The sequence below is a fragment of the Microvirga zambiensis WSM3693 genome (assembly GCF_016735695.1).
GTDB lineage: Bacteria > Pseudomonadota > Alphaproteobacteria > Rhizobiales > Beijerinckiaceae > Microvirga > Microvirga zambiensis.
The window spans coordinates 177844-190349 of record NZ_JAERQD010000003.1 but is presented as its reverse complement, the minus strand read 5'-3'; the positions used below and the strand labels follow the sequence as shown (position 1 = coordinate 190349).

Below are 12506 nucleotides of genomic sequence, written 5' to 3'. Positions count from 1 at the left end.
TGTTTCTCCCTTAATTGGCGGAACGCGGAGCGTCCATCATCTTCAGCATCTCGCGTGCGATCACGATCTTCTGCACCTCGGTGGCGCCTTCATAGATCCGCAGCGCCCGGATTTCCCGGTAAAGCTCCTCGACCTTCACGCCCTTGGTGACGCCGAGGCCACCGAAGATCTGCACGGCCTTGTCGATCACGCTCTGCGCGGTCTCCGTGGCATGCATCTTCGCCATGGCGGCCTCGCGCGTGACCCGAGGCGCGCCCTGATCCTTCGTCCAGGCGGCGCGATAGACGAGGAGCGCTGCGCTGTCCACGCCCGTTGCCATGTCGGCAAGAGAGCTTTGCGTCATCTGCAAGTCACCGAGCGGCGCGCCGAAGAGCTTGCGCGAAGCGGCATGCTGAAGTGCTTCCGACAATGCACGCCGCGCGAGCCCTAGCGCCGCGGCGCCCACCGTGGAGCGGAAGACGTCGAGGGTCGCCATCGCCACCTTGAAGCCTTCTCCCGGGCCGCCGATCCTGTGCGAGAGCGGCACGCGGCAATTGTCGAAGCGCAGGGTCGCGAGCGGATGCGGTGCGATGACGTCGATGCGGTTCTCGACGATCAGCCCCGGCGACTGTGCGGCGACCAGATAGGCCGAGAGGCCCTTCGCGCCGGGAGCCTCGCCCGAGCGGGCGAAGACCACATAATGGTCGGCAATTCCGCCGTTGGAAATCCAGGTCTTGACGCCGTCGATCCGCACATGGTCCGGCCCGTCCGGCGTCGCCGTCGTGCTCATGGCGGCGACGTCGGACCCGGCTTCCGGCTCGGACAGCGCGAAGGCCGCGATGGCCTCACCTCTGGCCACCAGCGGCAGATATTTCGCTCTCAGTGCCTCGGAGCCGAACAGCGTGATCGGCCCCGTGCCGAGCCCCTGCATCGCGAAGGCGAAATCGGCGAGGCCGTCATGGAAAGCGAGCGTCTCCCGCGCGATGCAAAGGGTGCGCACATCGAAGGAGGGATAAAGCCCGCCATAGGCTTCCGGCACCACCGCCTTGAGCCAGCCGGCTTCGCCCAAGTGGGTTACGAGACGTCGGCAGGAGGCGTCGACGTCGTGATGATCGACGAGCGGCTTGATATCCTTCGCAGCCCAGGCCTTCAGGCCACCGGCGAATTGCCGATGGCGGTCTTCGAAGAACGGCCAAGAGAGAAAGCTTGCGTCGATCACGTCAATCTCCCTGGAACACCGGCTTTTCCTTCGCCGCGAAGGCGCGGTAGGCGCGCGCGAAATCTTCCGTCGTCATGCACAAAGCCTGCGCCACGGCTTCCGCCTCGATGGCCTCCTCGACCGACATCGCCCATTCCATCGCAAGCATGCGCTTGGTCATGGTGTTGGCGTAGGTCGGGCCTGTGCCGATGGTGCGCGCAAGAGCCTGCGCTTCATCGAGAAGCGAACCGGCTTCAACGAGGCGGCTGAAGAAGCCCCAGCGCTCGCCCTCCTCCGCGCTCATGAAGCGGCCGGTATAGAGCAATTCGGACGCGCGGCCCTGCCCGACGATGCGCGGAAGGATGGCGCAAGCGCCCATGTCGCAGCCGGCAAGGCCGACTTTGTTGAACAGGAAGGCCACCTTCGCGCCCGGCGCCGCAAGACGCAGATCGGAGGCCATGGCGACGATGGCTCCAGCGCCCGCGCAGATGCCCTCGACGGACGCAACAATCGGCTGCGGCGCGGCGCGCATCGCCTTCACCAGTTCGCCCGTCATGCGCGTGAAGGCGGTGAGGCCCTTCGTGTCCATCGCGACGAGCGGACCGATGATCTCGAACACGTCGCCGCCGGAGGAGAAATTGCCGCCGGCACCCGTGATGACGATTGCCTTCACGCCCTCGTCCTTGGCGCAGGCATGGAAGAAATCGGCCAGCTCGCGATAGCTCTCGAAGGTGAGAGGGTTCTTCTTGTCCGGGCGATTGAGCGTCACCGTCGCAACGGGCCCGTCGACCGCCAGCAAGAAATGCTGAGGCTCGTAGGACGAGAGCGGCAGGGTCACGGAATTGGCGAATTGCGTCACTTTTCGTCTCCCATGATCGCACGACGCGCCGAGAGTTTGGTCTTGGCGAGAAGCCGCATGAGATCGCTGCGATCCTTAGTGTTGAGATCGCCGAAGAGATCGGCGATCCAATGCTCGTGCTCGCCTGCCATGGTGCGGAACTCGGCACGGCCGGCCTCGGTCAGGCTGATCACCATGGCGCGCCGGTCGGTGGGGGACACGGTTCGCGCTACGTGGCCGGATGCGACGAGCCGGTCGACGAGGCCGGTGAGATTGCCGTTCGACACCATCATGCGCTTCGACAGATCGGACAGGCTCATGCCCTCCGGCGCCTTGTCGAGCTGCGCCATCAGGTCGAAGCGGGGAAGCGTGACGTCGAAGCGCTCGCGCAGGCGGCGGCGCACCTCGCCCTCGATCAGGGTTGAGCAGGTGAGAAGCCGCAGCCAGAGGCGCAGCTCTTCCCGGTGATCCTCAGGCTTCTCGACCGCCTTGGTTTCGGCGTCGAGCGGAATGGCTTGATCATCCATCGTCAGATCTCTCCCCCGGCCACTGCGATGGCCTGTCCTGTGACGGAGCGTGCACCCTCGCCGCACAGCCAGAGCACGGCCTCGGCAACCTCCGACGGGTCGATGAGCCTGCCTTGCGGGTTGTGCTTCACGAGCTCAGCGAGCGCCTCATCGCGGGTTCTGCTGGTCTTCTCCATGATGCGGGTCAGGCTCTCGGCGACGATGTCCGTATCCGTGAAGCCGGGGCAGACCGCATTCACCGTGACACCACTCCTTGCAGTTTCCAAAGCCAGGGCGCGAACGAAGCCGATCACCGCGTGCTTGGCGGCGCAATAGGCGCTCACATAGGGATAGCCCTTGAGGCCCGCCGTCGATGCCACGGCAATGATGCGGCCGAAGCCGCGCTGGGTCATGGAGCCGAGCACCGCATGCGCCGCGTTGGTGACGCCGAGCAGGTTCACGTCCAGCATCTGCCGGAACATGTCAGGTCCCGTCTTCATGAAGGGTGCGGAGGCGGCCGCTCCAGCATTGGCAATCAGAAGATCGACCGGGCCATAGCGCATGACGGCATCCTGAACGGCAGCCTCGACCGCCTGCCTGTCCGTGATGTCGGCCACAGCCGCAGCATGCGCATCGCCCTGCATGATCGCCTGTTCGAGCGTTGCGGGAGAGCGCCCGACGATCGTGACGGTCGCCCCTGCTTTCACAAGGCAGCCGGCGATGGCGCGGCCGATCCCGCGCCCTCCGCCCGTCACCAATGCATGCCGACCTTTGAGACTTGTCATGGTCATCTCATTCCGCCGCAAGCGGCTTCTCGCCGGCTTCCAACTTCAATTCGGCACGCGTCTTCGGTTTCGCCTTCACCTTGAGATCGTCCAGATCCTGACGGTCGCGCACCGAGTTGCGGAAGATCTGATCTCGGCCTGCCAGATATTGCGGCGGGCAGTGGATGTCCTTCGCGCCGTACCAAGCGGCAGCCTTCATGGTGAAGAACGGATCGACCAGATGCGGCCGCCCGAGCGCGACGAGATCGGCACGTCCTGCGGCAAGAATCGTGTTCACCTGATCCGCCGCCGTGATGTTGCCGACGCACATGGTGGCGACACGCGCCTCGTTGCGCACCTGATCGGAGAACGGCGTCTGGAACATGCGCCCATAGATCGGCCGCGCCTCGCGCACGGTCTGGCCCGTCGAGACGTCGACGAGATCGACGCCGTGCTCGGCGAAGGCGCGGGCGATCTCGACCGCCTCGTCACCGGTGATGCCGCCCTCGGCCCAATCGGTCGCCGAGATGCGCACCGACATGGGCTTATGCGCCGGCCAGACCTCGCGCATGGCGTCGAAGATCTCCAGCGGAAAGCGCAGGCGATTTTCGAGCGAGCCGCCATACTCGTCCGTACGGCTGTTCGTCAGCGGCGAGATGAAGCTCGCGAACAGGTAGCCATGGGCGCAATGCAGCTCGAGCATGTCGAAGCCGGCCCGTTCCCCGCGCTGCGCGGCCTCCACGAATTGCCGCTTGATCAATTCCATGTCGGCGCGCGTCGCCTCGCGCGGCACCTGGCTGTCGGGGAAGTAAGGAATCGGCGAGGCGGAGCAGATGTCCCAGGCGCCCTCCTCCAGAGGCCGGTCCATTCCTTCCCACATGAGCTTGGTCGCGCCCTTGCGGCCTGAATGCCCGAGCTGCAGGCAGAACTTCGTTCCCGAGTTGTCTTGGATGAAATCGACGATCCGCTTCCAGGCCGCTTCCTGCTCGTCGTTCCACAAGCCCGTGCAGCCGGGCGTGATCCGCGCTTCCGGCGACACGCAGGTCATTTCCGTGAAGACCAGCCCCGCCCCGCCCATGGCGCGCGAGCCGTAATGGACGAGATGAAACTCTCCCGGAACACCGTCCTTCGCCGAATACATGTCCATCGGCGAGACCACGACACGGTTCGGAACGATCATCTCGCGCAGCCGGAAGGGCTGGAACATCGGTGCGCTCGGATCCTCGACCGATACGTCGAAGCCTTGCTTCTGCACCTGCCTCGCGAAGGTCTTGTCGACAGCAGCGACGAAATCCGGCGCGCGCAGGCGCAGGTTGTCGTAGGTGATCGCCTTGGCGCGGGTCATGACGCCGAAGGCAAACTGCACCGGATCGAAATCCCAGAAGCGCGCCACATGCTCGAACCAGACGAGCGACACGTCGGCCGCGTGCTGCGTCTTCTCGACCTCCTCGCGCCGCCCGGTCTCGTAGAGCGACAGCGCGCCTTCCACGCTCGGCTCGCGGCGGAGGGCTTCAAAGAGCGCGATGGCATCCTCCATCGCGAGCTTGGTGCCCGAGCCGATGGAGAAATGCGCCGAGGCCTTTGCGTCGCCCAGCAGCACCTTGTTGCCCATGACCCAGCGCTTGTTGCGGATCATCGGAAAATTGCGCCAGATCGAGCGGTTGGTGAGAACGCGATGCCCGCCAAGGAACCAGCCGAAGATCTTTTCCATGAGCGCCGCCGATTCGGCCTCGCTCATATCCTTCAGCCCTGCCCGCTCGAAAGTCTCCGGGTCGGTCTCGAACACCCAGGTCGAGCGGTTCGCCTCATACTGATAGGCATGAGCGATGAAGGGTCCCCACTCCGTCTCTTGAAAGATGAAGGTGAAGGCGTCGAGAGGCTTGGTCGAGCCCATCCAGGTGAACTTGTTGGGCCGCAGATCCACCTCCGGCTGGAAGTGGTCCGCATAGCGCTCCCTGAAGCGGCTGTTGATACCGTCGGCCACGACCACGAGATCCGCATCGGCGAAGAGGCTCTCGTCGTCCACATCGGCTTCGTAGCGCAGCCTGACGCCTAGCTCCTCCGCGCGGTCCTGCAGGATCAGGAGCAGCGTGCGCCGCGAGCAGCCGCAGAAGCCGTTGCCGCCGATCCGATGCTCGCTGCCGCGGAAATGAATCGCGATGTCATCCCAATAGGCGAATTCCCGAATGATCCGCTGATAGCTCGGCAGGTCGTATTTCTCGAAATTGTCGAGCGTCGCATCGGAGAACACGACGCCGAAGCCGAACGTTTCGTCGGCGCGGTTGCGCTCATAGACCGTGATGTCCGATTCCGGCCGAAGCTTCTTCAGCAGGATCGCGAAATAAAGCCCCGCCGGGCCGCCGCCGATGATCGCCGTCTTCATGGATTCCTACCCGGGAAATGACGCTTAATTTATTTTAAGCTTAAAATAATTTTAGATCAACCTGCACCGTTTGCTAGGCACTCAAAGCCTCCTGATGGGTGTCGGAGTCCTGAGCGATGCGGCGCAGCTCGAAGCGCTGCAGCTTGCCGGTCTGGGTCCGTGGGAGAGCCTCCACGAATTCGATGAGGCGGGGATATTTGTAGGGCGCGATCTCCGCCTTGACGTGATCCTGAAGCGCCTTCGTCAGCTCAGGCCCTGGAGCATGGCCAGAACGCAGGACCACGTAGGCCTTCACTACCGTCCCGCGCCCATCATCCGGAGCGCCGACGACGCCGCATTCGGCGACTGCCGGATGCGTGAGCAGCGCGGCCTCGACCTCGGGGCCCGCGATGTTGTAGCCGGCCGAGATGATCATGTCGTCGGAACGCGCCTGATACCAGAAGTAGCCGTCCTCATCCATGAGGTAGGTGTCGCCGGTGATGTTCCAGCCGTTCTGAACGTATTTGCCCTGCCGCTCGTCGGCGAGATAGCGGCACCCTGTCGGCCCGCGCACAGCCAGGCGACCGACGCTGCCGGGCGGCAGGTCGCGGCCCTCATCGTCAACGACTTTCGCCTCATAGCCGGGCACCGGCTTGCCCGTCGCGCCGGGACGGATCTCGTCTTCAGTCGCGGCGATGAAGATATGCAGCATCTCCGTCGCGCCGATCCCATCCATGAGACTGATGCCGGTCGCGTCCTTCCAGGCTTCGAAGGTGCCCTTCGGCAGGGGCTCGCCGGCCGAGACGCATTTGCGCAAGCTCGAGATATCGCGCCCTTCCAGCTTCGACAGCATGGCCCGATAGGCGGTCGGCGCCGTGAAGCAGATGGTGGCCTTGTGCTGCGCGATGGCGGGCAAAAGATCGTCGGGTCCGGCCTTTTCCAAAAGCACGGTCGAGGCGCCGACGCGCATCGGAAACAGCACGATGCCGCCGAGGCCGAAGGTGAAGGCGAGCGGCGGCGAGCCGATGAAGCGGTCGCCCGCCTCAGGCCGCAAGACATTCCCACCATAGCCGTCGCAGATCGCCAGCATGTCGCGGTGGAAATGCATGGTGCCCTTCGGCTCGCCGGTGGTGCCCGAGGTGAATCCGATCAGGCACACATCGTCCGCCGCCGTATCGACAGCTGTAAAGTCCGGCGAGGCTTCCGCCATCAGTGCCTCAAGGCTGTCGGACTTTCCCGAACCCCAATACACCACATGCTGCAGATCGGGCGCCATCGTCCTGGCACGCTCCATCTCCTCAGCGAGCCGGTGATCGCAGAGCGATATGGTGATCTTCGCCTTGTTCAGCGGATAGGCGATCTCCTTGGCGCGCAGCAGCGGCATGGTGGCAACGACGACGCCGCCGGCTTTCAGGACCGCCAGATAGGCCGCCACCATCATTGGATTGTTGGCCGAGCGCAGCAGCACGCGATTGCCGGGCACGAAGCCGAGCTTCTCGACCAGGATATTGCAGATCCGATTCACCCGCGCCTGAAGCGCGCGGTAGGTGAGAGTCTCTGTCGGGCTGATGATGCAGGGCTCGTCACCGCGTCCCTCGTCGACCCAGCGGTCGAGGAAGGCCGCGGCGCAGTTCAGGCGCTCGGGATATTGCAGCTCGGGACGGGTGAACAGGAAGGCCGGCCATCGATCCTGAGGCGGAAGATTGTCCCTCGCGAAGGTATCCACATGCGCCGTGTCCGCCATCGTCCGCTCCTCTGTCGTTATTGTGCGGCGCAAGATCCAGACATCGTGAAAGGGGCGATGAGGCAGGCTCTATCCGGAAGCCACGAGCAATGCGCATTCCGGATCCCGTCTCTTCATCGCCGATCACGCGCCTGTCATTTCGCCTGTCTTCCTCTGCGAAACAATCCGCTTGAAGAACCTGGAAAATATTTTAAACTTAAAATAATCCTTGGCAATCCCAAAGATTGGGGATGTGGGGATGAGCGCTCCCAGAAAGGGAGTGTTCGGCCGGGTCGTTTTGCGGCAGAGTACCGCCCGACTTGTTCGTCGGGCACCGCGCGTCCCGCTGGGAACAATCAACGCAGCACATAAAAGTGCGCAGGGAACAGCCATTCGGGAGACCATGATGAACGTAACGATCAAGACCCTTGGCCTTGCAGCAGCTGTCACTCTGGCTGCAGCACCGGCCATGGCGCAGGAGAAGCTGAAAGTCGGATTGCTGCTCACTCTTTCGGGCCCGTCGGCCGTCCTCGGCCAGCAGGCCCGCGACGGCTTCCAGCTCGCTGTGAAGGATCTCGGCAGCAAGCTCGGCGGACGCGACGTCGAAGTGATCGTCGTCGACGACGAGTTGAAACCCGACGTGGCGGTGACCAAGGTCAAAGGCCTCCTGGAACGCGACAAGGTGGACTTCGTCGTCGGCCCAATCTTCTCGAACGTGGCCGTCGCCGTCCACAAGCCGATCGTCGACGCGAACACGTTCTACATCAGCACCAATGCCGGCCCCTCGAACCTCGCGGGCAAAAGCTGCAGCCCGTATTTCTTCGCGACGTCCTATCAGAACGACCAGAACCACGAGGTTCTCGGAAAGGTCGCGCAAGACCGCGGCTACAAGAAGGTCTATCTGCTGGCGCCGAACTATCAGGCCGGCAAGGATGCGCTCGCGGGCTTCAAGCGCCATTACAAGGGCGAAGTCGTCGAGGAATCCTACGTCCCGCTGAACACTCTCGATTTCCAGTCCGAGCTTGCGAAGATCGCCTCCATGCAGCCCGATGCGATCTTCACCTTCATGCCCGGCGGCATGGGCGTGAACCTCGTCAAGCAGTACCGCGCGGCGGGCCTTGCCGACCGCATCCCCTTCCTCTCCGCCTTCACGGTCGATGAATCGACCCTGCCCGCGCAGCAGGATGCGGCGATCGGCATGCTCGGCGGCTCCAACTGGGCGCCGAATCTCGACAATCCACAGAACAAGAAGTTCGTGGCGGCCTACGAGGCGGCGTACAATTCCGTGCCCGGCTCCTATTCCATGCACGCCTATGATGCAGCTCTCCTCATCGACAGCGCGCTCAAGAGCACCGGCGGCAAGATGGACAACAAGGACGCGGTGCGCGCCGCCATCAAGAAAGCCGATTTCAAGTCCCTGCGCGGAGACTTCAAGTTCGGCAGCAACGGCTTCCCGGTTCAGGACTTCTATCTGGTGAAGGCCGCCAAGCGTTCGGACGGCAAGTTCCAGACCGAGATCGTGGAAAAAGTGTTCGACGACTACACGGATGCCTATGCCAAGGAATGCGCCGCCACGAACTGAGGCGCCCTTGCAAGACCGATCGGCCTGCCCTGCAATCGCATCAGGCAGGCCGATCCCGATCCGATCCAGCGATCATGGCGCTTTCGCAGGGAAGCGTCCGAGCGGAGGCTCGACTGATGGCGTGCTGCCCGTGATGTGCCGATGACAGCCACTCTCCTCTTCGTCCAGACTTTGAACGGCCTTCAGTTCGGGCTCATCCTCTTCCTCATCGCCGCCGGCCTGACCCTCGTGTTCGGCGTGATGGATTTCATCAACCTGGCGCATGGCGTGCAGTATATGGTCGGTGCCTATCTGGTCGCTGCGTTCAGCGTCTGGACCGGGAGCTTCGGCTGGGCGCTTCTTCTCGCCCTGCCCTCGGCCCTGGGCTTCGGGCTTCTGCTCGAAGTGCTCGTCTTCAGACATCTCTACGACCGCGATCATCTCGATCAGGTGCTCGCGACGTTCGGCGTGATCCTGTTCCTTAATCAGGCCGTGAAGTTCGTCTGGGGCGCAGCCCCTTTGAGCGTTCCCGTTCCAGACCTGCTGTCCGGCTCGGTGGAGATCGCCAGCGGCCTGCTCTACCCGGTCTATCGTCTCGCCATCATCGCGGCGGGCCTCATCGTCGCGGCCCTCCTTTATGTGCTCGTCAATCATACGCGCATCGGCATGCTGGTGCGGGCGGGCGCGAGCAATGCCGCCATGGTCTCGGCGCTCGGGGTGAACATCCAGCGCCTGTTCATGATCGTGTTCGGCTTCGGCGCCATGCTCGCCGGCTTTGCAGGGGCCATGGTCGCGCCGATCCTGTCCGTGGAGCCGGGCATGGGGGACAACATCCTCATCCTCGCCTTCGTGGTCATCGTGATCGGCGGCATCGGCTCCATTCGCGGCGCCTTTCTCGCAGCACTCCTGATCGGGCTCGTGGACACGGTCGGGCGCTCCTTCGCCCCGAACCTGCTGCGGCTCTTTCTCGATCCGGCAGCCGCAAGCCAGACCGGCCGCGCCATCGCGCCGATGCTGATCTACATCTTCATGGCGGCGGTGCTGTTCTTCCGGCCCTCCGGATTATTTCCCGTGAAACGTTAGAGCGCGACCATGACCGAACTTGCCGATACGGCTTCCGCGCCAGCGCCTTCCCTCTCCACGCGGTTCGAGGTCGTCCCCATCGTTCTCTTCGCGGCCTTCGCGGCGGCCCCGCTCTTCGCCACCTATTCCGGCGCCGAGGGCTATGTCCTGTCCCTGCTGACGCGGGTGATGATCTTCGGCATCGCCGCCATGGCGCTCGACCTCATCCTCGGCTACGGCGCTCTCGTCAGCTTCGGCCATGCCGCCTTCCTCGGCATCGGAGGTTATGCGGTCGGCATCCTCGCCACCCATGGCATCGAGGATGCGCTCATCCAGATACCGGTCGCGCTCGTGGCCTCCGCTCTCTTCGCCCTCGTCACGGGAGCGATCTCGCTGCGCACGAAGGGTGTCTACTTCATCATGATCACGCTCGCCTTCGGGCAGATGCTGTACTTCCTCGCCACATCGCTTGCGGCCTATGGCGGCGATGACGGCATGACCCTGTCGTCCCGCAGTCTCGTGGCCGGGTCGCGCATCCTGAAAAGCGATTTCGCTTTCTACTGGATGTGCCTGATCTGCCTCCTCGGCGCCTATGCCTTCTCCCGGTCGGTCGTCGCATCGCGCTTCGGCCGCGTCCTGCGCGGAACGCGGGAAAACGCCATCCGCATGGAAGCGATCGGATTTCAGCCCTTCCGCTTTCAGCTCGCAGCCTATGTGATCAGCGGCATGATGGCGGGGCTTGCCGGATGCCTGCTCGCCAACCAGGCGGAATTCGTCAGCCCGGCCTTCATGACCTGGCAGCGTTCCGGCGAATTGATCTTCATGGTTGTGCTCGGCGGGCTCGGCTCGCTCCATGGCGCGATCATCGGCGCGGCCGCCTTCCTGCTCCTCGAAGAATTCCTGCCGGAGATCCTGCACGGCGTCAGCTTCTTCCTCGCCGAGGAGACCCGTGCGCATCTGGCAGAGAACTGGAAGATGGTGTTCGGCCCCCTCCTCATCCTGATCGTCCTGTTCGTCAGGGGCGGGATCATGGGCCTGCTGCGGAGGCCCCGTCATGGCTGAGCCCCTGCTCGAACTTCGCAATCTGCGCAAAGCCTATGGCGCTCTCGTCGTGACCGACGATGTCAGCCTCGCCGTTCAGCCGGGCGAGCTGCACGCGATCATCGGCCCGAACGGCGCCGGCAAGACGACTCTCATCCACCAGATTTCCGGGACACTTCGTTCGGATTCCGGATCCGTCCTGTTCGCCGGCCAGGACGTGACCTCTCTGTCGATGCCGCAGCGCGTCGGGCGCGGGCTTGCCCGGTCCTTCCAGATCACCTCGATCCTGCCGGGTTTCTCGGCTCTGGAAAACGTGGCGCTGGCCGTTCAGGCGCGTTCGGGATCGAGCTTCCGTTTCTTCGGCAATGCCTCGCAAGAGAAGGCGTTGAACCAGCCAGCCATGGACTGTCTGCAGCAGGCTGGCCTCGGCGCCCGTGCCCACATTCCGTCGGGCCTCCTGTCCCACGGCGAAAAGCGCCAGCTCGAACTCGCCATCGGGCTCGCCACCGAGCCGAAGCTGCTTCTGCTCGACGAGCCGCTTGCCGGCACCGGACACGATGAATCCCAGCGCGTGGTCGAAACCCTGCGGCGCCTGAAAGGCCGTCTCACCATCGTGCTGATCGAGCACGACATGGAAGCGGTTTTCTCGTTGGCCGATCGCGTGTCCGTCCTCGTCTACGGACGCGTGATCGCGACCGATACGCCCGGGAGGATCAGGGCCAACCCAGAGGTTCGCGCCGCGTATCTGGGCGAGGAGGAGATGGTCTGATGCTCTCCGTTCGCAATCTCCAGGCCTCCTACGGCGCGGCACAGGTCCTGTTCGACATTTCCCTCGAGGTCAATGCCGGCGAGGTCGTGACGCTGCTCGGCCGCAACGGCATGGGCAAGACGACGACGATACGCTCCATCATGGGCCTGCTGCGCCCGCGCGGCGGCGAAGTGCGGTTTCACGGCGCCACCGTCACCGGGCTTGCCCCCTATCGCATCGCGAAAACCGGCATCGGCCTCGTGCCGGAAGGCCGCCAGATCTTTCCGACGCTCACCGTGGAGGAAAACCTCGTTGCGACCGCCGCGGCCCGAAGCGGTGAGCGACGCTGGACGCTGGACGCGATCTACGATCTCTTCCCGCGCCTGAAGGAGCGCCGGAACAACCTCGGCACGCAGCTTTCGGGCGGCGAGCAGCAGATGCTCGCCATCGGCCGCGCTCTCATGACGAACCCCAGACTGCTCATTCTCGATGAAGCGACCGAGGGACTGGCCCCGCTGATCCGTACCGAGATCTGGACCTGCCTCAAGCGCCTGAAGGGCGAGCAGCAATCCATCCTCGTCATCGACAAGAACATCGGTGCGCTGGCGAGCTTCGCCGACCGGCATGTGATCATCGAGAAAGGCCGCTCGGTCTGGACCGGCACGAGCGCGGAGCTCATGAGCGATACGAGCCTCAAGGACCGGTATCTCCACGTTTAGGACAA

General features: G+C 63.9%; 11 protein-coding genes. 5 read left to right on the top strand and 6 right to left on the bottom strand.

Annotated elements, in window-relative coordinates; translation table 11 throughout:
- Positions 1–10: 10 nt before the first annotated feature.
- From JKL46_RS04370 to JKL46_RS04345, 6 genes are all read right to left on the bottom strand, one after another.
- Positions 11–1198: an acyl-CoA dehydrogenase family protein gene (locus JKL46_RS04370; RefSeq protein ID WP_201830189.1), complete on the bottom strand. Its 1188-nt coding sequence runs from the start codon at positions 1196–1198 to the stop codon at positions 11–13.
- A 1-nt stretch (position 1199) separates the two neighbouring features.
- Entirely contained in the window at positions 1200–2036 is an 837-nt protein-coding gene (locus JKL46_RS04365) for an enoyl-CoA hydratase family protein (protein ID WP_201830188.1), read from the bottom strand.
- Positions 2033–2542 (bottom strand): MarR family winged helix-turn-helix transcriptional regulator, encoded by a 510-nt coding sequence (locus tag JKL46_RS04360; protein WP_201830187.1) that lies wholly within the window; start codon positions 2540–2542, stop codon positions 2033–2035. The genes JKL46_RS04365 and JKL46_RS04360 overlap by 4 nt, the downstream gene beginning before the upstream one ends.
- A gap of 2 nt (positions 2543–2544) precedes the next feature.
- Complete coding sequence (locus JKL46_RS04355; RefSeq protein WP_201830186.1) at positions 2545–3312, bottom strand: SDR family NAD(P)-dependent oxidoreductase; 768 nt, start codon at positions 3310–3312, stop codon at positions 2545–2547.
- Between the two features lies 1 nt (position 3313).
- Complete coding sequence (locus tag JKL46_RS04350; protein ID WP_201830185.1) at positions 3314–5668, bottom strand: bifunctional salicylyl-CoA 5-hydroxylase/oxidoreductase; 2355 nt, start codon at positions 5666–5668, stop codon at positions 3314–3316.
- Between the two features lie 73 nt (positions 5669–5741).
- The gene (locus JKL46_RS04345; protein ID WP_201830184.1) at positions 5742–7391 is read right to left on the bottom strand and encodes a benzoate-CoA ligase family protein; all 1650 of its coding nucleotides are present in this window, start codon (positions 7389–7391) and stop codon (positions 5742–5744) included.
- Between the two features lie 385 nt (positions 7392–7776).
- On the opposite strand from JKL46_RS04345, the gene JKL46_RS04340 reads away from it, so the two are divergent.
- From JKL46_RS04340 to JKL46_RS04320, 5 genes are all read left to right on the top strand, one after another.
- Positions 7777–8952 (top strand): ABC transporter substrate-binding protein, encoded by a 1176-nt coding sequence (locus tag JKL46_RS04340; RefSeq protein WP_201830263.1) that lies wholly within the window; start codon positions 7777–7779, stop codon positions 8950–8952.
- Between the two features lie 141 nt (positions 8953–9093).
- Positions 9094–10014, top strand: a complete 921-nt coding sequence (locus JKL46_RS04335) for a branched-chain amino acid ABC transporter permease (RefSeq protein WP_201830183.1) — start codon at positions 9094–9096, stop codon at positions 10012–10014.
- Between the two features lie 9 nt (positions 10015–10023).
- Positions 10024–11055: a branched-chain amino acid ABC transporter permease gene (locus JKL46_RS04330; protein ID WP_201830182.1), complete on the top strand. Its 1032-nt coding sequence runs from the start codon at positions 10024–10026 to the stop codon at positions 11053–11055.
- A complete protein-coding gene (locus JKL46_RS04325; protein WP_201830181.1) occupies positions 11048–11803 on the top strand; it encodes an ABC transporter ATP-binding protein in 756 nt (251 codons plus the stop codon). Before JKL46_RS04330 ends, JKL46_RS04325 begins: the two co-directional genes overlap by 8 nt.
- Positions 11803–12501, top strand: coding sequence for an ABC transporter ATP-binding protein (locus tag JKL46_RS04320; protein WP_201830180.1), 699 nt, complete (start codon positions 11803–11805; stop codon positions 12499–12501). The genes JKL46_RS04325 and JKL46_RS04320 overlap by 1 nt, the downstream gene beginning before the upstream one ends.
- The last annotated feature ends 5 nt before the right edge of the window (positions 12502–12506 follow it).